Source organism: Methylobacterium sp. A52T (assembly GCF_053346095.1).
The window spans coordinates 1-20,237 of the sequence record NZ_JBKFBI010000041.1 but is presented as its reverse complement, the minus strand read 5'-3'; the positions used below and the strand labels follow the sequence as shown (position 1 = coordinate 20,237).

Genomic DNA, 20,237 nt, shown 5'->3' with positions numbered 1-20,237 from the left:
CGCCCCGATGGTCTTTCAGAGAATAGTCTCGTGTGCTCGGCTTAAAAAATGAATGTTCGCATAGATAAATATCGTGACTCTGAAGTCTGCATTCCGAATTTCCGTGTTGGACGAGGCAATTGTTCTGCGATCACGGCACGTGTGATTGAGATTTTCGGATGTTGAAGCCTAGAAGCTCATCCGTGCGTTCGTTGCACACGAAGCGACGCGGAGGGTAGATCATGGCATGGTTCAGGTGTGCAGGGTGGGTCGAGTTGGCCCTGGTCGCGTCGGTCGCGGGCGCGTTGGGGGCTCAGGCAGCCGGAGCGCCGAAGAGCGAGCCGCTGATGACCGTCGCGCCGGCGCCGTCCGGTCCGGCCGGCCTCGCATCGGCCGATCCGCCCGCCTTGCGGTACGGTGTCCTCTATGCCGACGACAAGGGTCACAGCCATGTCCAGTATTGCGACCTGAAGAATTTCATCTTCAAGAGCTACGCGCCTCCGGCTGCGCCGCAATATGTCGGGTTCCCGCCGGGTGAGGTGACGTCGATCAAGTACGCGGTCCTGCCGGTCGGCTATGTCGGCACGTGGCACACGGCGCCGGGTCCTCAATGGGTGATCACCCTGTCGGGTCGCTGGTCCGTGGAGGCCACGGACGGGTCGGTGCTGGAGCAGGGTCCCGGCGAGGTGGAGTTCAACGCCGACATGGGGTCGACGCCGCAGGGGCCTGAGGGCCATGTCGGACATCTGACCCGGCAGGTCGGCGACGTGCCGAACGTGCAGCTCATCGTCTCGTTGAAGCCGCAGGCCGGAAAGGCCCGCTTCACCGATCCGTGCCAGCCGTCCCAACCGTGAGGTCCGGGCGCGGGTCGGCATCTTCTGTTCCGCCGGCCCGCGCGGGTCAGCCGCCGCTCACCGGATAGCTGCGGCCTTTCCAGGTCGCCGCGCCGGCCCGTTCGCGGCGCAGGAGCACGTTCCACTGGATCGCCAGGGCCACCGTGACCGCCGCGGGGTGGAGCGGGATCGTCGCCCACGGGGCCCGGACCGCGACGGTGACGGCCGTCCGGGTCGCCAGCGACAGGCCGAGGGCCAGCACGGCCGGGGTCATGGCAGAGGCCGGCAGCAGCCCGAGCAGCCCGGCCAGGACGAGGAGCGGCGGCAGGATCTGGCCGCAGCCGAGGAGCAAGGTCCAGACCGGAAGGGCGCGGGGCGTGGCCATGCCCTCGTGGGCGTTCTTGGAGAAGCCGGCCCAGGCTTGCGCGAAGCCGTCGTACATCCGGCAGGTGGCCAGCGCGGCGGCGGCCACGAGATCCGTCCGGTAGCCCGCGGCCCGGAACAGCCTGGGCAGGCGGACCCCGTCGTGCAGGGAGGTGCGGATCGCGCCGTGACCGCCGGTGGCCGCGTAGGCTCCCCGATCCATCAGGATCAGCTGACCGCAGGCCGCGCCGAGCGACGGGTCGGACAGGCGGCGCATCAGCGGCACGGGCAGGAAGCCGAGGAGCAGGAAGTCGATCATCGGCACCGTCAGCATCTCGCCGACCGTGTCGGTCCGCTGCCGGGGCACGCCGCTGACGAGGGCCGCGCCGGTGCGGCGAGCCTGCGCCGCGAGGGCGGCGGCTGCCCCGGCCTCGAGGCGCACATCGGCGTCGATGAACAGCAGGTGGTCGCCGCGGGCGAGCCCGGCCATGTGGCTGCAGGCGTGGTTCTTGCCCGTCCATCCGTCGGGCAGGGCCGGCACCGGGACGAGACGCAGGCGCGGGTCGCCGACGGCGCGCACGATCTCGGCGGTCGCGTCGGTGGAATGGTCGTCGCCGACGATCACCTCCACCGGGACCGCGACGCTGGCGAGCGCCGCCCGCACGGTGGCGTCGATGTTGCCGGCCTCGTTGCGCGCCGGGATCAGGATCGAGACGAGGCCGGCCCCGGTCTCCGCCACGGGCCGGCGCAGGACCGCGAGATTCACCGCCGCCAGGATGGCGGGCAGGAGGGCGGCGGCGAGGCAGAGGAACGCCAGGGCCGTGAGGATCGAGTCGGTCATCGTCTGCGCCGGCAGGGGAGGGCGCCACGATAGGGGATCGGGCGGGATCTGGCGCGCGCGGGCGGTCTCATCCGGCGCGATCCTGGCCGCCCGCGGCGCGGTGCGCCGGATCGAACCGCCGCCCGGAGAGCCGGGCCGACAGGCGCCGCCACAGGTCGTAGAGGCCGCCGACGCCCTTCCGGCCGGAAACCAGAGTGCGGAAGCGTCCGGGCTCCCGGCTGATCACGTCGGCGCTCAGGCGGTCGAGGGTCTGGGTCAGTTCGGATTCCAGGCGCGCGAGCCGCCGGTCGCGCGGGAGCGCCGCGAGTTCGGATCCGGCGATCGCCGGCCCGAAGGCCGCGAAGGCCCCCGCGCCGCGCTCGTCCCAGAACGTGTAGTCGACGGCGAGCGGGACGAAGAGCGCGTCGGGGGCGATCTCGGCGAGCCGCGCCACGCCGGGACGCAGGGCCAGCGGCCGCGCGCGGGCATCGGCGAAGCGGCCCTGCGCGGTGATCCAGAGCATGCCGTCGGGCGCTCCCAGGATCGACCGCGCCGCGGCTAGGAACTGCGCCGCGCCGCGCGGGCTGTCGAGGTCGACGCCGAAGGCGCCGATCCGCTCGAAGATGCGGTAGCGTGCCAGCATCGCGGCGTCGAACGGGGCGCGGCTCGCCCGCCCCGGATAGAGGCGACCGGCCAGCACGATGATCAGCGCGGCGTCCCACCACGCCGGATGGTTGCAGTAGACCACGATCGCGCCGGGATGGCTCGCCGAGGGCGGCGTGCTCCAGAGGGGCAGCCGCAGGGCGTCGAGGTGGCGGTGCAGGTAGCGCTCGAACCACGCGACCATGAAGGCGCGGATCCGGGGCGAGACCGGGGGCAGGGGGGCGCCGCGCGTGCCTCTCCCGCCCCCCGCGGCGGGGGGCGGAGATGGCGGCGTCGCGGTCACGCCGAGGCGCGCAGGGCGCCGCGCGCGTCCTGGTCATGCGCGTCGGCGGCGATCCAGCCCGACATCATCACCATGGGCATGCCGGGTCCCGGATGGGCGGCGCCGCCCGCGAGGTACAGGCCGCGCACCTGCCGCGACCGGTTGCCGGGCTTGAACGCCCCCATCACGCGCCCGTGGGAGGCGAGCCCGTAGATCGCGCCGTTCAGGACCTTGTAGCGCTCGTGGATGTCCTGCGGCGTGAGGTGGCGCTCGACGACGATGCGCTCCTCGAGGTCCGGCATGCCGGCGGTGCGCTTGAGCTTGTCGAGGATCGTGCGGCGGTAGTTCTGGAACAGCGGCCCATCCGGGCGCCAGTCGTGGTGCGGCCGCAGATACGGCGTGTGCACGAGGACGTAGAGCGCCTCGCCCCCCTCTGGCGCCACGCTCGGATCGGTGGAGGAGGGAGCTGCCAGATAGGCGGTGGGGTCCGGGGCCGGCTCGCCCTTGTTGTAGATGTAGTCGAACTCTTCCTCCGGGTCGCGGGAGAAGACGAAGTCGTGGTGGTTCAGGTGCTCATAGCGCTTGTTCAGGCCGAGATAGAGCACCACGCCCGAGCAGGCCGGCTCGGGGTTCTTCTTGGCGTAGGCCTTGGCGGCCTCGCCGCCCACGAGCTCGCGGTAGGTGCGGACCGAGTCCATGTTGGAGATCACCGCGTCGTAGGGTGTGACCCCCGCGGCCGTTCGCACGCCCCGGACCGCGCCGTCGGCGGTCTCGATCCCGGTCACCTCGATGTCGGTCTTGCACGTGGCGCCGAGTTCCTGGGCGAGCTTCGCCAAGCCCTCGGCGACGGCGCGGGTGCCGCCCATCGGGTACCAGACGCCGTCGGCCGTCTGCATGTGTGCGATGGCGCAGAGCACCGCCGGCGCGCCGTAGGGCGAGGAGCCGACATACTGCACGAAATGGTCGAGCATCTGCGCGAGCCGCGCGTCCTTGACCTTGCCGCGGATCGTCGAGGCCACCGAGGCGTGCATGCGCAGCGACAGCACGTCGCGCAGCGTGCCCGGGTTCATGTTGGCGCGGATGTTGATCGTGTCGAACAGGTCCTCGACCGGCTTCCAGAAGAAGAACTTCTCGGACACGCCGTGGAGATGCTCGGAGATGGAGATGAACTTCTTGTAGCCCTCGCCGGTGCCGGGGGCGAAGCGCTCCATGTCGCCGGCCATCCGCTCGACGTCCTGCATCAGGTCGATATGCGTGCCGTCGTCGAAGAAGCAGCGCCACTGCGGGTCGAGGCGGCGCAGGTCCATGTAGTCGTGGACCGAGCGGCCGGACTCCGCGAAGATCCGCTCCAGCACCCGGGGCACGGTCAGGATCGTCGGCCCCATGTCGAAGCGGAAGCCGCCCTCGTGGAGCACCGCCGCCTTGCCGCCGAGCCAGCCGTTCTTGTCGTAGACCGTCACGCGGTGGCCCCGGGCGGCGGCGACGCACGCGGCGGCGAGTCCGCCGAGCCCGCTGCCGATGACGGCGACCGTGGAATCCTGGCTCATCCTGCTGGCTGGCTCCCCGGGCCGAGGAAGGCGTGGCCCGCAGAGCGAAGCTAGACCTGGGGCCGGGCGGGTCAACGCGCCACCCGGTCGCGGTCGCCTAGTGGCGGAGCTCGCCTGTGGACAGGCGCGCCAGGAAGTTCCCGATCTCCCGCCTGCGGAGCCCGGCCTCCAGCACCTCGGGCCCGACGCCGTGACGCCAGGCGAGGCGGCGCGCGGTCTCCCGGTCGTTGCCCTGGAGCGTCGCGACTTCGTCGGCGTAGGCCGCCACGGCCCGCGAACTCTCGGCGAGTCCCGCCGCGACGATGGCGGTGTCGCAGAGGCGCAGCATCGCGGCCAGCTCGTCGAGGTCGAGCTCGGGATGATACTGCGTCCCCCAGAACCAGCCGCGATCCCGGCGGATCTCGAGGGCCTGGATGCCGAGAACGCGGTTGCCGGCGAGCACGCGGGCGCCCGGAGGCGGCTCCAGGACGGCGTCGGAGTGGATCGCCGGGGCGTCCCAGGTCGCCGGCCGTCCGGCGAGCAGGGGGTGAGTCCGGCCCTCCTCGGTCGGGGTGATCGCGCGGGCGAAGCCGTATTCGGGTCCGCGGGGGTTCTCGGCGGCGCGCCCGCCCGCCACCGTGGCGGCGACCTGCACGCCCCAGCACGAGCCGAAGACCGCGCGCCCGGCCTCGAAGGCCGCGCGCATCAGGTCGAGCTGCCGGTTCACGGCCGGCGTGCCCTCCGAGACCTTGAGGGTCGAGCCGGTGAAGATCAGGCCATCGAACTCCGCGAGACCCGCCGGCAGGGCCGCGTCGGCGTCGGCGGCGTTGACGTGGCGGCAGACGGAGCCCGGCGCCAGGGCCCGCACCACCGCCGCGTAGGATTCGGCCGAGGTTCTCCCCGTGGCCGCGACGTGGCGGTCGCGGGCGGCGCGGTCGTTGCCGTCGGCGATAAGCAGGCGGAGCATGCGGGATACCGGGGAGCGCGGCCGTAGCGGAGGCGCCTCTATGTCGGTGCGCACCGCGTCGCAGGAACGGCGCGGATCGTCGCGGGAGGCGGGCGCTGAAATCGGGCCCGACTCCTCCAAACGGGTGATGCGCCCCGCGAGGCCGGGTTTACCCCTGCCGTCTCGGACTCCGAGGAACGATTAGCGCGGAGGACAGGATGCCAGATCTCGCCGAGGTGGAGCTCTACTGCGCGGAAGCCCGGGATATCCTCGCTCACGCGGAGAACATCGTTGCCGACCTGGACCGGAGAGGTGCCTGCGAGGGGCACTGCCTGATGGCGAACCAGGGCCTCGCGGCGCTGCGGAACCTCGACCGCATCATCGAGCGGCACCGCAGGCGGCTGGCGTTCCTGGCCCTGCCCAACGCGGTCGGCCCGTCCCCACCTCCGTCCCCTCCGCGGAAGCGGAACTGGCTGCTCTTCCTCCGGCGGCGCGGCGGGTACGCGGGCCATGGTATCGAGGCGCATTCCTAAGGCTTCCCCGGAGGATCGGGCGAGCCACGCGAGGCGCGCAGATCCCCGCCTGCCGGTGACGCGGCGATGCGACGGCCTGTCGAGAACCCTGCTGGTCGGGGTCGTGCTGCTCGTCCTGGGGTTGGCCATCCCGGCCACCGCCCGGCGATCACCCCCGCCGTTGCACCAGGCGGCCGAGATCGAGGCCCTGGTCAACAGGGCGGCCGACATGCTGGAGGCCGAGGGCGCGCGGGCGTTCGACGCGTTCCGGCGCAAGGGGAGCACCTGGCGATACGGGGACGTCTACCTGTTCGTCGTCGACCTGCGGGGGATCGTCCTCTTCAATGCCGCCCATCCGAACCGCGAGGGCCACGACCTGCTCCACGAGCGCGACGCCGACGGGAAGCAGTTCCACCACGATCTCATCGACGCCGTCACGCGGTTCGGGTCCGGCTGGGTCGACTACATGTTCCCGAAGCCCGGCCAGTCGGCGCCGAGCGTGAAATGGAGCTACGTCTGCGCGACGCGCGTGGCCGGCGTGGAGGCGCTGGTCGGTGCCGGCGTCTACGTGAAGTAGCGGCGTCCGGCTCGGGACGGCGGGCCCTAGGCCGTCCGCCGCGCCGCCAGCGCGAGGGCGAACGCGAGACCGGCCAGGGTCAGCGCCGCCAGGACGCCCAGGGCCGGGGCCGCGGCGGAGAAGCCCTCGCCCAGGGCGCTCTGGTAGGCCTCGATCGCCCAGGCGTTCGGGGTGAGCCATCCGGCCTGCTGCAGCCAGGGCGGCATCAGGAACCGCGGGACCATCGAGCCTCCGACGGCCGAGAGCAGCAGCACCCCGAAGGTCGAGGCGAGATGCGCCTGCTGGCGCGAGGCCGCGAGCGCGCAGGCCGCGAGCGCCAGACCGGCCGCCATCGCGGAGACCAGCAGGCAGGCGGCCAGGAAGGCCGGCCAGTGCGGACCGATCTCGACGCCGTAGAGAAGCGCGGCGGCCAGGAAGATCAGCCCGGCCTGGACGAGCCCTTGCAGCGTCAGGAAGACGAACTTTCCGAGCACCACGACGGGCAATCCGCCCGGCCCGGCCATCAGCCGCTCGGTGAGGCCCGTCTCGCGCTCCTCGACCAGGGACATGGCGCCCTGCATGGCGGCGAAGAGCAGGAACACCGCGGTGATCGCGCCGGCATAGTAGCTCACCCGGGCATTGGCGGTGCCGGACGCGGTGCTGCGGCGCTCCACCAGGGAGGCGAAGCTGAACGGTTCCTTCTTGGCGCGCTGCTCGGCGAAGGCCTCGTCGAGGAACCGGCGTTCGTCGGGACCGATCTTGCCCGTGCGCTCGACGTCGGCGACGACTCGCGACAGGACCACGTCGGGCAGCGCCTCGTTGAGGACCCGCTGGAGCTGGCCGAGGGCGATCGGTGTCGCCAGCGCCTTGGCGGGGTTCTCGACCAGCACCACCGGCTGGTCCGCGGAACCGGGCGCGGCCTCAGCAGGGGCGGCGATCAGGTCTCCGCGCAGGACCAGCGCCACGTCGACCTCGCCGGCCCGCACCGCCTGCGCCACGGCGTCGATGTCGGTCGCGGGCAGCCGCGTCACGCGGAGCGAGGGATCGGCCGCGAGCGCGTCGGCGAGGCGCTGTGTCGCCGCGGTGTGGACGAGGTCGGCCAGGCCGAGATGGATGCGGATCCGGTCGCCGATCGCACCGGAGAAGATCGCCGCGAAGATCGAGAAGATCACGGTCGGCAGCACGAAGGCCATCACCAGCGCGGCCCGGTCGCGCAGGAGGGTCAGGAGCATGACGCGGAAGGCGGCGCCGATCATCCGACGGTCCCGGCCCGGAGCGGGGCGGCCTCGGGATCCGTCAGGTCCCGCGGGCGGAGGGCGTCCAGATAGAGCGTCTCCAGCCGCGGCGCCCGCACCCGGATCTCGGCCACCGGAACGTTCTGGGCGCGCAGGGCGCCGAGCAAGGCCGCGCCGTCGAGGCCGGACCGTTCGACCGACCGCCAGACGAGGCCGCCCGCCTCGGCGGGCACGAAGCCGGTCCGGCGCAGCACGCCCTCGGCCGGTCCCGATGCCGGACCGGCGAGGCTCAGCTCCCGCTCGGGCGCGCCCGTGCGCAACTGCGCGAGCAGGTCGGCGAGACGGCCGGCACGCACGACCCTGCCCTGGGCCAGGAACGCAACCCGGGAGGCGAGGCGCTCCGCCTCTGCGAAATCGTGGGTGGCTATCAGGATCGCGGTGCCGGCGGCCTTCAGGCGGTCGAGCACCGCGTGGATCGCGGCCCGCGCGGCGAGGTCGACGCCGCTGGTCGGCTCGTCGAGGAGCACCAGCCGGGGCCGGTTCATCAGGCTCGCGGCGATGTTCACCCGGCGCCGGTACCCGCCCGACAGGACGCCGACCGGGCGCCGAGCCACGTCGCCGATGTCGGCCATGGCCAGGGCGGCCTCCACGGCCGCCTTCCGGTCGCGGCGAGAAACCCCCGCCAGCTGCCCGAACACGCCGAGATTCTCCGATACGGTCAGCCGCGGGTAGAGAGCAATCTCCTGCGGCACCCATCCGATGGCGCGGCGGGCCTGTCCCGCGCGGTACGGGTCCGCTCCGGCCACGCGCACCGATCCCGCACTCGGGGCGAGGCGCCCCGCCACGAGGCGCATCAGCGAGGATTTGCCGGCCCCGTTCGGTCCGAGCAGCGCCAGAGTGTCGCCGGTGCCGAGGTCGAGATCGACCTGATCCAGCACCCGTCGGCCGCGGAGGTCGAGGCCGACGCCCGCGAGCCGGACGAGGGGGGCGTCCATCGGTTCACCGACCCGGCAGGGCACGGCCGAGGCGCACCCGCACTGCGGCGCCGGGTTCCCGGAGGGTGAAGGCCGCCTCGGCGAAATCGGGCCGCGCCCGGCGCCCGACGGCCCCCGAGAAGCCGTAGGGCTCCAGCGGCAGTCCGAGGCCGGTGCGGTCGAGGCGCCCGTTGCCGTTGGCGTCCTGGTAGGCCGCCACCGCGTAGGTGCCCGGCGGGACATTCCGGAAGGTGAACCGCGCCCGTTCGGCGGTGGCCGGCGCGTCGTCGCCGCGCAGGCACGACGTCTCCGAGAGGCCGCCCTGGCAGAGGGCGACGCGCACCTGGCCGCCCCCGGGCTCGATGCCGTCGACCTCGACCTGAACGGCGGCGGCCCAGGCGGGCAGAGTCGCGGCGCAGAACCAGGCCGCCACGGCAACCGTCACGCGTCCTCTCGGCCTCCGGAGAAGGCTCCGGTCGGTCGCCGCGCTCACGAGGCCTCGCTGGAGGTGGCCAGCGGGGCGGTGTCGGGGATGCCGGCCGCGGCGGCGGCGCGGGCACCGGCGAGCTCCTCGATCAGCAGCCGGGCCGAGATGCGGGCGCCCTCGTAGATCACCGGCAGGCCGGAGCCGGGATGGGTGCCGCCGCCGACGATGTAGAGCCCCGGTCCGAAACGATTGTGCGGCCGGAAATACAGCATCTGCATCAGGTCGTGGGCGAGGTTGAAGGTGGCGCCCTCGTGGACGGCGAAATCCTCCTCCCACTGGGTCGGGTCGATGATCCGCTCGTAGCGGATGCGGGACTCGAGATCGTCGATCCCGAGGAGCTTCAGCCGCTCCAGGATCAGGGCGCGGTAGGTCTCCCGCATCGCCGCCCAGTCGATCCCCGCCTTCAGGTTGGGTACCGGCACCAGCACGTAGAGAGCCGTGTGTCCGGGCGGTGCCATCCCGCCATCCGTGTAGCCCGCGTGCTGCACGTACAGCGACGGCTGCATCGGCAGCGTGCCCTCCGTGATCTCGCGGATGTTCTTCTCGTAGCCGTCGGCCAGGAGGATGGTGTGGTGCCCGAGGCTGTCGGGCATTTTCCCCTCGAGGCCGAGATACAGCATGAAGGTCGAGCAGGAGAGCCGGGCCTTCCGGATCTTGGCGTCGCGCCAGCGCGGCCGGTGCCGCTCCGGGACGAGGGCGCGCACGACCTTCGCGAAGTCACCGTTGATCAGCACCGCGTCGGCGTTGAAGGTCTCGCCGTCCGCCACCAAGCCGGTGGCGCGCTTGCCGTCGAACAGCACCTCCTCGACGTTGCTGTTGAGCCGGAGATCCACGCCCATGCGGCCGGCCAAGCCCGCCATCGCCTCGGAGACGGCGCCGCAGCCGCCCACCGGGTGATAGACCCCGTGCTCGTATTCGAGGAACGACAGGATGGTGAACAGGCTCGGGCACCGGAACGGCGACATCCCGAGGTACTTGGTCTGGAACGAGAAGGCGAGGCGCACCCGCGGGTCGGCGAAGTGGCGCTTGAGGTCTCGGTCCACGCTCCGGCCCGGATGCAGGTAGGGCAGGGCGGCCAGCATGGCCGGGCTCGCCATGCTGCGCAGGGTGTGGAAAGCCTGTTCGAGGACCGGCTTGAAGTAGTTCAGCTTGGTCCGGTTCTCGGAGAAGAAGGCCTTGACGTTCTTGGCGTCGTCCGGCGCGAGGCGGGCGATCTCGCGCTCCAGGCGCTCGACGTCGCCGGTCGCGCGGATCGTTCCCGAGATCCCTTCCGTGCCCTCGAACACGAGGTGGTACTGCGGGTCGAGGCGCTCAAGTTTGACGTGGTCTTCCAGCCGCTCGCCGCAGCTCGCGAAAATATCCGCAAGAATCTGTGGATAGAGGAAGAACGTCGGGCCGATATCGAACCGGTAGCCGCCGGGCGCCTCGACGGTCTTCGTCCGACCCCCGACCTGCGGGTCCTTCTCGAAGATGGTGACGTGGATCCCGGCCCGCGCGAGCAGCAGGGCGGCGGCCAGTCCGCCCGGCCCGGCCCCGACCACGGCCACCCGGCGTCCGGTCAGCGCCCGCAACCCATCCCCAGACTGAAGCAACGTCCCCGACTCCTCACAGAATCCCGATACCCCGCGCTGCCAAGCTAGCTTGGCATCATCGCGCGGCAATTGCAGCCGTTTGTCGCGCGCACAACGCTGTATACGATCGTACCGTGGATACGCATCCGCAAGACTTCTCGAGGTGGGGCACCTCGCAGGCCGCCCGCGGTCTCGCTCGTGCCGGATCGCGTCTCGCGCCGTCCTCGGTGGAGCGGGCGCGTCAGCGCTGGCCCAGACGCTCGTACCAGGCGTGGGCCTGGGCGGGCGTCCGCTCGAAGGTCCGGGTGCCGTGGGGCCTCCGCGTCCGGCGCCATTCCCGCGGCGTCGCCCCGAACCGGGCGCGGAAGGCGCGGCTCAGGTGGGCGGGATCCTTGAAGCCGTGCTCGCTCGCCAGGCGCACGAGCGCCCGCGTCTCGAGCGGATCCTCCAGGGCGATCCGGATCGCCTCCAACCGCTTCTCCCAGACGCGGTGCATGACGCCGCCGACGTTCTGGAAGGCGCGGTACAGCACGGTCCGCGAGACGCCCGCCCCGTCGGCGAGCCGGTCCGGCGAGAGGTCGGGCGAGGCCAGGTGGAGATCCATCAGGCGCTCGACCAGGGCGACGAAGCCGGCATCCAATTCCGGGCCCTGCAGCACGTCCGAGGCCGCGGACGGATCGAACAGGCGGCGGACGAAACCGGTTAACTCACCCGCGATCGCCGGCTCGTCGTCGGCGGTGGCCGTCGGCAGCCGGCGGTACAGGGCGTGCAGCCGGGCGACGAGCAGACGGTTCCGCTCCCTGTCGAGGAAGATCGGGATCCGCTCGACCGCGCAGTCGGCCAGCAGGCGACGCGGGATGGTCAGCCCGATCGCGCTGGAGCTTACCCCGCGGGCATCGAGTTCCCGGCCCATATTGGCGGCCATGATCCGGTTGCGCTGCTGCACCACCGGGCTGCCCGCGACGTCCCCGGACAGGCCACCCGACACGTAGAGCATGAACGTGAAGTGATCCGGCGTCGCCGCGGCGTGGCGGCGATCGCGGACCATGTGCTGGGCCGAGAAGACCATCCGGCTGGCGAGGACGTCCCCCAGGACCGTGCAGGACAGGTTCCCGCGCGGCACCGGAGCCCCCTTGATCTGCTCGATCCGGACGATGGGTGCCATCAGATCGCGCCAGGCCGCGAAGGCCTGCGCGGGGTCGAGGTGATCGGTGTTGAAGTGAAGCGTCGGGAGACTCGACATGCGATCCGGCGCGGCGTCGTGACGGTCTTGAGATCTCAGCTTGCGCACACCAGCGCGCGGCGTCGAGATGTCCATGTGTTGCAGGCGGACGATTGTTCGTCGGCCCTGTTCCGTAGTGTCCGGGCGGAGAATACTGAGTTCAGCAAACGGCCGGCCCGGGCGAAGGGAGCTGTCGTCGCGGCGCGTTCACGGCTTGGCGAGGCGCCCCTGGCCGCGCGCGATGGTGTAGAGGGCGATGCCCGCCGCGGTGGCGACGTTGAGCGAGTCGAAGCCGGCGGCCATCGGGATCCGGATCGGACGCGCCCGGGCCAGCGTCGCCGCATCGAGGCCGGGCCCCTCGGTGCCGAGGATCAGGAGCGCGCGCGCCGGGACGTCGAGCGTGTCCAGAGTCTCGGTCGCCCCCGGGCTGAAGGCCAGCGGCTGGAGATCGAGGGTTTCGGCGAGCCGCAGCCAGTCCTGCCCTTCCGGGAGACGCGCGAAGGGCTGGATCAGGGCGGCCCCTGCGGAGACGCGGATGCTCTTGCGGTAGAGCGGGTCGCAGCTCGCCCCGTCGAGGAGCACGGCGTCGGCCCCGAAGGCCGCCGCGTTGCGGAAGGCGGCGCCGACATTGTCGTGATTGGTCAGGCCCGCGAGGCCGACCACGAGGGCGGGCGCGGGCGGCGGCGGTACGAGGTCGATCGCGGCGGGCTCCGGCCCGCGCAGGCCGACCGCCAGGACCCCGCGGTGGATCGGGAAGCCGGTGACGGCGCTCATCACCGCCTTCGAGGCGCCGAAGACGGGCGGCGGCTCCGCGGCGGCGGCGACGTCGGCGGCGAGTCCGGGCCAGCGCTCGGGCGCGAGGAGGATCGATTCGGCGCGGAACCGGCTGCGGCGGCCGAGGAGCAGCCGCAGGGTCACCTCGCCCTCGACGATGAAGCGCCCGGCGCGGCCCACGAGGTCGCGCTCGCGCATCCGGGTGTAGGGCTCGAGGCGGGGATCGTCCGGGTCGGTGAGGAGCTCCGGGACCGGAGTCACCTCAGCCCTGGGACCGGTCGGAGCGGTTCGCCAGCGGGTCGGCCTCGGCCTTGGTCGGCACCTTCACCAGGGCCTCGCCGTCGAGGACCGTCTCACCGCCCACCGAGCACTTGCAGGCGAGGCGCGCGCGTCGCCGCTCGGGCATGAGTTCGGCCACCGTCACGGTGACGTCGACGACGTCGCCGATCCGCACCGGGGCGCGGAAGTTCAGGGTCTGGGAGATGTAGACGGCGCCGGGCCCCGGCAGGCGGGTGCCGAGCACCGCCGAGATCAGCCCGGCCGTGTAGAGTCCGTGGGCGATGCGGGTGCCGAACGGCGTGCGCGCGGCGAAGTGCTCGGACAGGTGGATCGGGTTGCGGTCGCCGGTGATCTCGGCGAAGCCCACCACGTCCGAGGAGGCGATGGTCTTCGAGAGGGTCTCCGACAGGCCGACCTCGAGATCCTCGAAATAGAGCACGCGCAGTTCGGGCAGCATGACGCGGCAGACCTCCGGTTCCGGCCGGTCATTCGTCTCGTGCAGCCGGCTCCGGCAACGGCGTCGCACGATCCCGGCGGCGAATCCACCCGGACAAAGGCGTAACGGCCTCGAACTTTCTTGAGCCGCGGACAGGCTTTTCTCAACAGCGGCTCGACAGCGCCGCGCGCGTCGGCGAAGAGGCGTCCCGTGATCGCCGATGATGCGCCCCGGCCCGCGCCGCCCGCCCTCCGCCCGGTCGTCGCCCGCGTGGCGGCGCTCAACCTCGGCTATTTCGGCGTCGAGATCGCGGTGGCGCTCGCCATCGGCTCGGTGGCGCTGATCGCCGACAGCCTCGATTTTCTCGAGGACGCGGCGATCAACCTGCTGATCTTCGCGGGCCTCGGCTGGAGCGCCCGCAACCGCGCCCGGCTCGGCACCGCCATGGCGGGGATCCTGCTCCTGCCGGCCCTGGCGGGGGCCTGGGCGGCCTACGGCAAGATCGCCGACTTCACCGCCCCCGCGGCACTGCCCCTGACGCTGGCGGGGCTCGGGGCGCTCGCCGTGAACCTCACCTGCGCGCTCATGCTCGCCCGGCACCGCTTCGGCTCAGGCAGCCTCACCCGGGCGGCCTACCTCTCGGCGCGCAACGACGCCGTCGCCAACCTGGCGATCATCGCCGCCGGCCTGGTGACGGCCCTCCACCCGTCTCCCTGGCCCGACCTCGTCGTGGCGGCGGGGATCGCGATCCTCAACGCCGACTCGGCCGCCGACATCCTGAAGGCGGCCGCGGCCGAGCGCAGAGCCGCGCGGTAGTGGCCCCCGGGCGGCCCCCAAGCGGCGACACGGCAGCGACCATCATGCGCATCTTCCCCATCTCGGACCTGCACCTGGAGCGGCGCCGCCTCGACCGGATCGCGCCGCCCGCGGAGCCGTTCGACCTGCTCGCCTGCCCGGGCGACCTCCACGAGGGACATCCCGAGCGGGGGCTCGCGGCGCTGCTGCACCTCGCGCAGGGACGGCCGATCGTGCTGGTGCCGGGCAACCACGAGCGCTACGCGCCGACCGGCGACCGGCGGACCGCGCCGGAGCTGCTCGCCGCCCTCGAGGCCGAGGTCGGCCGCCTCAACGGGCTCGGCGCGCGGATCCACCTGCTCCAGCACGCGCGGAGCCGCGTCATCGACGGCGTCCGCTTCGTCGGCACCACCCTGTGGAGCGACTGGACCCTCGCGGGGCGCTGGCTCGCACCGGACGCGCCGAACCGGCCCGACGATCCGGTGGCCTACGCGGCGTCGCGTATGACCGATCCGGTGACGGGCTCGCGGGAGTATCTCGGCTCGATCCGCAAGGCCGACGGCAGCCCCTGGCAGCCGGCGGACGCGATGGCGGACCACCGGATCGAGCGGGCGGCCCTGCACGCGGCGCTCCGGACCCCGCACGACGGACCGACCGTGGTGGTGACCCATCACCCGGCGAGCCCGCTCGCGGCCGACCGGTTCCGGGACGCGCCCGGCGTCCCCTGGTGGGTGCCGGCCTTCTACGCCAGCACGGCCCTCGACGACCTCGCGGAGGCCGAGCGGCCTGAGCTGTGGATTTCCGGGCATTTCCACGCCCGCCACGACCTGCGGGTCGGCCGTTGCCGCTGGATCTCGAACCCGGTGGAGGGCACGACCTACCGCGGCGACTTCGTCGTCGAAGTCGAGGGGCGGTGATTTAGTCCCCTCGCCGAGAGAACGGTCTGTCGACGTGGTGCGATCGCGCACGGCTTGGCCGTAACGGCTGGATGCTGTCCGAGTGAACGCCCGTCAAACCCTGATGGCCCCGAATGACGGGGCTCAAGTTCGGGGTTCTCATGGCCGGATTTAGCCTGACGTCACGGTGGGTCGCGGCGGCGGCTCTTGCCGTCTCGGCCCCGATCGCAGCCGCGTCGACGGCCACGACCGCGCGGGCGGCGTCCGCGGCGCAGCCGGGACAGACGGTCGGCCTGCCGGTAGGCGACCAGCTGCCGGTCGGCCTGTATTTCGTGAACCTGTCGAGCTTCGGCGTGCGCGGCACGCTCCCGCGCGACTCGTCGACCAACGTCAACCTGCCGACCTTCGCGTGGGCGACGCCCTGGGATGTCGCGGGTGCGCGCCTGCAGTTCTTCTTCACCCAGCCGATCGCGGCGGCGAGCAGCCAGGGCGCGCCCTATCAGAGCGGCGTCGGGCAGCAGCTGCTGGCGGCCCAGCTCGCCTGGGACCTCGGCGGCGATGTCGGCTTCAGCTACCTGTTCGGCGGCTACCTGCCGATCCAGACGCGGTTCCTGACGCAGTCAGCCTCGCTGACCCACCGCTTCGCGCTGAGCTACACCGGCCAGGGCTGGAACCTGACGGCGAACCTGCTCTACGGCGTCTTCCTCGACACGCGCTCGCCCAGCGGCACCCTTTACCCGGACTACATGAACCTCGACCTGACCATGACGAAGAAATTCGGCTCCTGGCAGATCGGCGCGGTGGCCTTCGGGTCGACGGACCTTCCCACCGGCGTGGCGAGCTACCGTCCGCAGGGCCAGATCGCGGTGGGCGGTCTCGTCGGCTACAATTTCGGGCCCGTGAACCTGCAGGCCTACCTCACGCACGACGTGGTCGAGCGCAATTACGGCGGCCGCGAGGTTCGCGGCTGGCTGCGCGCGATCGTGCCGCTGTACCAGGACAAGAACGAGGTCGAGCCGGGCCGCACCCTCGTGACGCGGCGGCAGGCCGAGTAGCCGAGCCGGCCGAAACTGTCCGGGCCGGTGTCATCCCGGGCATAGGCCGCGGGGCCTCCGCGATCGTTGCATCTCGGAGGCCCCTTCGTGTGCGCAGGACGCCGCCGCCGATCCGGCGCGGATCCGCGCCCCGGCTGACGGGGCGCGGCGGAAGCCTCAGCCGTGCACCAGCACGTTGCGGAACTGCCAGGGATCGCTGGTGTCGATGTCCTCCGGGAACAGGCCCGGGCGGTCGGTGAGCGGCGTCCAGTTCGTGTACACGCCCACGACCGGGCCGAGATACGGGGTCTGGACCTCCAGGCAGCGGCGGAAGTCCATCTCGTCGGCCTCGACGATGCCGGCCTCCGGGTTCTCCAGGGCCCAGACCATGCCGGCGAGCACCGCCGAGGTCACCTGCAGGCCGGTGGCGTTCTGGTAGGGGGCGACCCGGCGGGTCTCCTCGATAGAGAGCTGCGAGCCGTACCAGTAGGCGTTCTTCGCGTGGCCGTAGACGAGCACGCCGAGCTCGTCGATGCCGTCGACGATCTCGGTCTCGTCGAGGATGTGGTGCTGCTCCTGCACCTGGGCGGCCTTGCCGAACATCTCGTGGAGCGACAGCACGGCGTCGTCGGCCGGATGGTAGGCGTAGTGGCAGGTCGGCCGGAAGACCGGCTTATCGCCCTCGCGCACCGTGTAGTAGTCGGAGATCGAGATCGCCTCGTTGTGCGTGACGAGGAAGCCGAACTGCGAGCCGGCGGTCGGCACCCAGGTGCGCACCCGCGTGTCGGCGCCCGGCTGCAGCAGGTAGATCGCGCAGCGCGACCCCTTCTCCTGCTCGCGGGCGTTGGCGGGCTTCCAGGTCTCGTGCGTGCCCCAGCCCAGCTCGGCCGGCTGGTTGCCCTCGGAGACGAAGCCCTCGACCGACCACGTGTTGACGAAGACGCCCCGCGGCTTCGGATTCTTGGCGCGCTGCGTGTCCCGCTCGGCGATGTGGACGCCCTTCACGCCCAGATCCTTCATCAGGGCGGCCCACTCGGCCTTGGTCTTCGGCTCGGGCCGCTGCAGGCCGGTGTCCTGAGCGATGTTCAGGAGCGCCTGCTTGACGAACCAAGAGACCATGCCGGGATTGGCGCCGCAGCACGACACGGCCGTGGTGCCGCCGGGCTTCTGCGCGCGGGCGTCGAGGATGTTCTCGCGGAGCGCGTAGTTGGTGCGGTCGCCCTGGCTCTTGGACTTGTCGAAGTAGAAGCCCGGCCAGGGCTCGGCCACGGTGTCGATGTAGAGGGCGCCGAGCTCGCGGCAGAGCTCCATGATGGCGCGGGAGGAGGTGTCGACCGACAGGTTGACGCAGAAGCCCTGGCCGCCGCCCTCGGTGAGGAGCGGGGTGAGCACGTCGCGGTAGTTCTCCGGCGTCAGGGCCACCTTCTCGAAGCGCAGCCCGTGCTTCTCGGCGAGGGGCTGATGCGTGTCGACCGGGTCGATCACGGTGAAGCGGGCGCGGTCGTACTCGAAGTGGCGCTCGATGAGCGGCAGGGTGCCGCGGCCGATCGAGCCGAAGCCGATCATCACGATGGGGCCGGTGATCCGGCCATGGGTCGGGTGATGGGTCGGCTGGTCGGTCATGCGGGATATCCTCGTCTGGCGGACGCCGGGCGCGTCCGCTCATCTGGCTCGCGGGCGGGTTATGGCGCGCGTGTGACAGTGCGGCGACAGGCCCGCGCCGCCGGAGCGGTGCCGGTGCGGTTCAGGGCCCGAGTCGCCGGAAACGCGCTCAATGGCGGCTTGCCCGTCGGTGGTCAACCGCGCCCGTGTGACCCTTCGTTAACGCGCCCTCACCGAAATGTCGGGCGAAGTATGAATCCAGCGCATGCGTCCCCTATCATCTGCTCAGTGGCAGTCTCGTGGCGGGGGCCTCATATTGCGATGCAGCAAGGCCGCGCAGAGGGCCGCAGGAACTGGGGAGCGACGAAACGCCCGGGACCTCGCACCTGGAGTCCGTCATGCTCGCGCTCATCACCGCCCGGATCCCCGGACCCGCCGTCGAGACTGCCGATCGCGATCCCGGCTTCCTGACCCTCGTCTTCGCGGTCGCCCGCACGCTGCGCGGCGGAGCGGAGAATGCCTTCGCCCGCCGCTGCGCGCTCGCCCGCTCGATCGGTGGCCCGAACCCTCTCTGAGACGCGCGCAACCCACCGGCGCTGCGTCCGGCGATTGCGTCGCCCCGGCTTGGGCATTAGGCGGCACTGCCGCCCAGTGGCTCTCCGGGGGATCGTGATTCCATGCCGACATTTCGTGCGCTTCTGCGTCTCAGCCTGATCGCGACGTCGCTTGCGGCGGTCCCGAACCTGGCGGCGCACGCGCAGGATGCCGAACCCGACGCCGCTCCCGCCGCCGAGGCGCCCGCGAAGCCGAAGCCCAAGCCGCGGCCGAAGCCGGCTCCCCACAAGGCGGCCAAGCCCGCCGAGGCGGCGAAGCCCGAGGAGGCCGCGACGCCGGCGGCCGCTGCGGCGCACGCCGTGTGGCCCGCCGGCGCCAGCACCGTCAGCGAGAGCTACGGCGACTGGACGATGACCTGCACGCGCCCGAGCGACAAGGTCACCTGCATCGTGGCCCAGGCCCAGGGCGATTCGCGGACCGGCCGGCGCAAGTTCGGCTTCGAGCTGCAGACGCCCGCGAACGGCCGGGCCGAGGGGATCGTGCTGATGCCCTTCGGGCTCGCCATCGAGCCGGGCGTGACCTTCAAGCTCGACGAGCAGACCCTCGGCAAGGGCGCCCCCTACACGACCTGCAGCGCCGAGGGCTGCATCGTGGCGATCAGCTTCCCCACGCTCGCCCTCGACGGCATGCGCACCGCCAAGGCGCTCACCGTGACCGGCGAGAAGGCGGGCGGCACCGAGCCGGCCACCGTCACGGTGCCGCTGACGGGCTTCTCGCAGGCCTTCGACCGCGCCGTCGCCCTCGGCGGCTGAGCCGCGCGGCGGCCCGCGGCCTTTTCCGGTTACGGTTAAGCCAGCGTTAGCCGCGGTCGAGCAGGATCCCGCCGAGAAGTGGCGCCGCGCGCCGCGGTCCCTCGGGTGCCGCGCGCCGGGTTCGGATCGGCGAGGCGATGGGATCGGTGGGCGGGCGACCCCGGAACGGTCGAGGACACGGCGCGCGGGTGCTGACCGCGGCGCTGGCGCTGCTCGCCCTTCTGGTGGGGATCGCGCCCGCGCTGGCCGCGCGGCTCGTGAGCACCAAGGGCAGCGAGGTCGGCACCGGGGCCGGCGGCTACGGCCGGATCGTGCTCACCTTCGACAAGCCGGTCGCGGTCAAGGCGAAGCTCGCCGGTGGCGTCCTGCTCCTGAGCTACGGCGAGCGTGTGGCGCCCGGGCCCGAGCACCTCGCCGACGAGATGCCGGCCTTCATCGCCAGCGTCCGCCGCGATCCCGACGGCACGGGGCTCCGCCTCGCCCTGCAGCGTCCCTATCGGGCCAACGTCCAGTCGGCCGGCGAGCGCGTGTTCGTGGACCTGCTTCCGGAGGGGTGGTCGGGTCTCATGCCGCCCCTGCCGGCCGAGGTGGTTGCCGACCTCGCCCGCCGCGCCCGGGCGGCCGAGGAGGCGCTCAGGGCGCGCACGCCGGAGCCGGTGCGCCGGGCGCTGTCGCTCGAGCTGGCGCTGCTTCCGACCCTGACGCGGCTGTCGCTGCGCCTCCCCGCGGAGGCCGTCTCCACGGTGACCGCCGAGGGACCCGTGACGCGCGTGCGGGTGATCGGCGCCTGGACGATCGATCCGAGCGGCACCCGCGGCCGTCCGCGCACCGGAATCGCCAAGCTGGCGACGGAGACCGACGCGAACTCGGCGAGTCTCCTGATCACGCCCGAGGACGGGTTCAGGATCGGCACCGAGCGCGAGGACGGCGCCATGTACGTGGACGTGGTCCGTCCCAAGCCTCTGGAGCCGGCCGCGACCGCCATCGACGTGCCGGGTCCCCCCGCGAAGCAGGCCTCGCCGCCGGTCGCGCCGCGCCCGGCCCCGGCCGCTGCGCCAGTCGCTGCGCCGGCGGTCGCGCCGCGCCCCCCCGAGCCGCCGCCGAC

At 72.2% G+C, this 20,237-nt stretch carries 20 protein-coding genes and 1 pseudogene; 9 read left to right on the top strand and 12 right to left on the bottom strand.

What is annotated here, in order from left to right:
• Positions 1–254 precede the first annotated feature (254 nt).
• Positions 255–833, top strand: a complete 579-nt coding sequence (locus tag ACLBYE_RS12490) for a hypothetical protein (RefSeq protein ID WP_447694455.1) — start codon at positions 255–257, stop codon at positions 831–833.
• Between the two features lie 46 nt (positions 834–879).
• On the opposite strand, the gene ACLBYE_RS12485 is transcribed toward ACLBYE_RS12490, so the two are convergent.
• The 4 genes from ACLBYE_RS12485 to ACLBYE_RS12470 all read right to left on the bottom strand — a co-directional run bounded on the left by ACLBYE_RS12485 (position 880) and on the right by ACLBYE_RS12470 (position 5,413).
• Positions 880–2,016 (bottom strand): glycosyltransferase, encoded by a 1,137-nt coding sequence (locus ACLBYE_RS12485; RefSeq protein WP_447694454.1) that lies wholly within the window; start codon positions 2,014–2,016, stop codon positions 880–882.
• 67 nt (positions 2,017–2,083) lie between these two features.
• Positions 2,084–2,842: a lysophospholipid acyltransferase family protein gene (locus tag ACLBYE_RS12480; protein ID WP_447694453.1), complete on the bottom strand. Its 759-nt coding sequence runs from the start codon at positions 2,840–2,842 to the stop codon at positions 2,084–2,086.
• Positions 2,843–2,937: 95 nt separating this feature from the next.
• Positions 2,938–4,467, bottom strand: a complete 1,530-nt coding sequence (locus ACLBYE_RS12475; protein ID WP_447694452.1) for a phytoene desaturase family protein — start codon at positions 4,465–4,467, stop codon at positions 2,938–2,940.
• A gap of 97 nt (positions 4,468–4,564) precedes the next feature.
• Complete coding sequence (locus tag ACLBYE_RS12470) at positions 4,565–5,413, bottom strand: type 1 glutamine amidotransferase (RefSeq protein WP_447694451.1); 849 nt, start codon at positions 5,411–5,413, stop codon at positions 4,565–4,567.
• A gap of 197 nt (positions 5,414–5,610) precedes the next feature.
• Here ACLBYE_RS12470 and ACLBYE_RS12465 point away from each other — a divergent pair, with 197 nt between their 5' ends.
• Positions 5,611–5,925 (top strand): hypothetical protein, encoded by a 315-nt coding sequence (locus ACLBYE_RS12465; RefSeq protein ID WP_020090858.1) that lies wholly within the window; start codon positions 5,611–5,613, stop codon positions 5,923–5,925.
• 55 nt (positions 5,926–5,980) lie between these two features.
• On the top strand, positions 5,981–6,481 hold the full coding sequence (locus ACLBYE_RS12460; protein ID WP_447694450.1) for a cache domain-containing protein: 501 nt from the start codon (positions 5,981–5,983) through the stop codon (positions 6,479–6,481).
• Positions 6,482–6,507: 26 nt separating this feature from the next.
• Here the strand turns inward: ACLBYE_RS12460 and ACLBYE_RS12455 are convergent, their stop codons facing one another.
• The 7 genes from ACLBYE_RS12455 to croR all read right to left on the bottom strand — a co-directional run bounded on the left by ACLBYE_RS12455 (position 6,508) and on the right by croR (position 13,459).
• Positions 6,508–7,716, bottom strand: a complete 1,209-nt coding sequence (locus ACLBYE_RS12455) for an ABC transporter permease (protein ID WP_447694449.1) — start codon at positions 7,714–7,716, stop codon at positions 6,508–6,510.
• Positions 7,713–8,690 carry an ABC transporter ATP-binding protein gene (locus ACLBYE_RS12450; protein ID WP_447694448.1) on the bottom strand — a complete coding sequence of 326 codons (978 nt, stop codon included), beginning with the start codon at positions 8,688–8,690 and terminating at the stop codon, positions 7,713–7,715. The genes ACLBYE_RS12455 and ACLBYE_RS12450 overlap by 4 nt, the downstream gene beginning before the upstream one ends.
• 4 nt (positions 8,691–8,694) lie before the next feature.
• Positions 8,695–9,114 (bottom strand): DUF2141 domain-containing protein, encoded by a 420-nt coding sequence (locus ACLBYE_RS12445; RefSeq protein WP_447694447.1) that lies wholly within the window; start codon positions 9,112–9,114, stop codon positions 8,695–8,697.
• 44 nt (positions 9,115–9,158) lie between these two features.
• Positions 9,159–10,748, bottom strand: a complete 1,590-nt coding sequence (gene crtI, locus ACLBYE_RS12440) for a phytoene desaturase family protein (protein WP_447694446.1) — start codon at positions 10,746–10,748, stop codon at positions 9,159–9,161.
• Between the two features lie 220 nt (positions 10,749–10,968).
• Positions 10,969–11,970: a helix-turn-helix domain-containing protein gene (locus tag ACLBYE_RS12435; RefSeq protein ID WP_447694445.1), complete on the bottom strand. Its 1,002-nt coding sequence runs from the start codon at positions 11,968–11,970 to the stop codon at positions 10,969–10,971.
• 186 nt (positions 11,971–12,156) lie between these two features.
• Entirely contained in the window at positions 12,157–12,984 is an 828-nt protein-coding gene (locus ACLBYE_RS12430; RefSeq protein ID WP_447694444.1) for a TrmH family RNA methyltransferase, read from the bottom strand.
• A 1-nt stretch (position 12,985) separates the two neighbouring features.
• Complete coding sequence (gene croR, locus ACLBYE_RS12425) at positions 12,986–13,459, bottom strand: 3-hydroxybutyryl-CoA dehydratase (protein WP_020090850.1); 474 nt, start codon at positions 13,457–13,459, stop codon at positions 12,986–12,988.
• Positions 13,460–13,648: 189 nt separating this feature from the next.
• Here croR and ACLBYE_RS12420 point away from each other — a divergent pair, with 189 nt between their 5' ends.
• The 3 genes from ACLBYE_RS12420 to ACLBYE_RS12410 all read left to right on the top strand — a co-directional run bounded on the left by ACLBYE_RS12420 (position 13,649) and on the right by ACLBYE_RS12410 (position 16,184).
• Positions 13,649–14,254 carry a cation transporter gene (locus ACLBYE_RS12420; RefSeq protein ID WP_447694443.1) on the top strand — a complete coding sequence of 202 codons (606 nt, stop codon included), beginning with the start codon at positions 13,649–13,651 and terminating at the stop codon, positions 14,252–14,254.
• 44 nt (positions 14,255–14,298) lie between these two features.
• Positions 14,299–15,150 carry a metallophosphoesterase gene (locus ACLBYE_RS12415; RefSeq protein WP_447694442.1) on the top strand — a complete coding sequence of 284 codons (852 nt, stop codon included), beginning with the start codon at positions 14,299–14,301 and terminating at the stop codon, positions 15,148–15,150.
• 140 nt (positions 15,151–15,290) lie between these two features.
• On the top strand, positions 15,291–16,184 hold the full coding sequence (locus ACLBYE_RS12410; RefSeq protein ID WP_447694471.1) for a transporter: 894 nt from the start codon (positions 15,291–15,293) through the stop codon (positions 16,182–16,184).
• A gap of 156 nt (positions 16,185–16,340) precedes the next feature.
• On the opposite strand, the gene ACLBYE_RS12405 is transcribed toward ACLBYE_RS12410, so the two are convergent.
• Positions 16,341–17,786: a homospermidine synthase gene (locus ACLBYE_RS12405; RefSeq protein WP_447694441.1), complete on the bottom strand. Its 1,446-nt coding sequence runs from the start codon at positions 17,784–17,786 to the stop codon at positions 16,341–16,343.
• A 377-nt stretch (positions 17,787–18,163) separates the two neighbouring features.
• On the opposite strand from ACLBYE_RS12405, the gene ACLBYE_RS12400 reads away from it, so the two are divergent.
• The 3 genes and pseudogenes from ACLBYE_RS12400 to ACLBYE_RS12390 form a co-directional block, all read left to right on the top strand.
• A complete protein-coding gene (locus ACLBYE_RS12400; RefSeq protein ID WP_447694440.1) occupies positions 18,164–18,340 on the top strand; it encodes a hypothetical protein in 177 nt (58 codons plus the stop codon).
• Between the two features lie 102 nt (positions 18,341–18,442).
• Positions 18,443–19,132, top strand: a complete 690-nt coding sequence (locus tag ACLBYE_RS12395) for an invasion associated locus B family protein (protein WP_447694439.1) — start codon at positions 18,443–18,445, stop codon at positions 19,130–19,132.
• A gap of 188 nt (positions 19,133–19,320) precedes the next feature.
• Positions 19,321–20,237, top strand: a pseudogene (locus tag ACLBYE_RS12390) (hypothetical protein); the annotation flags it as partial.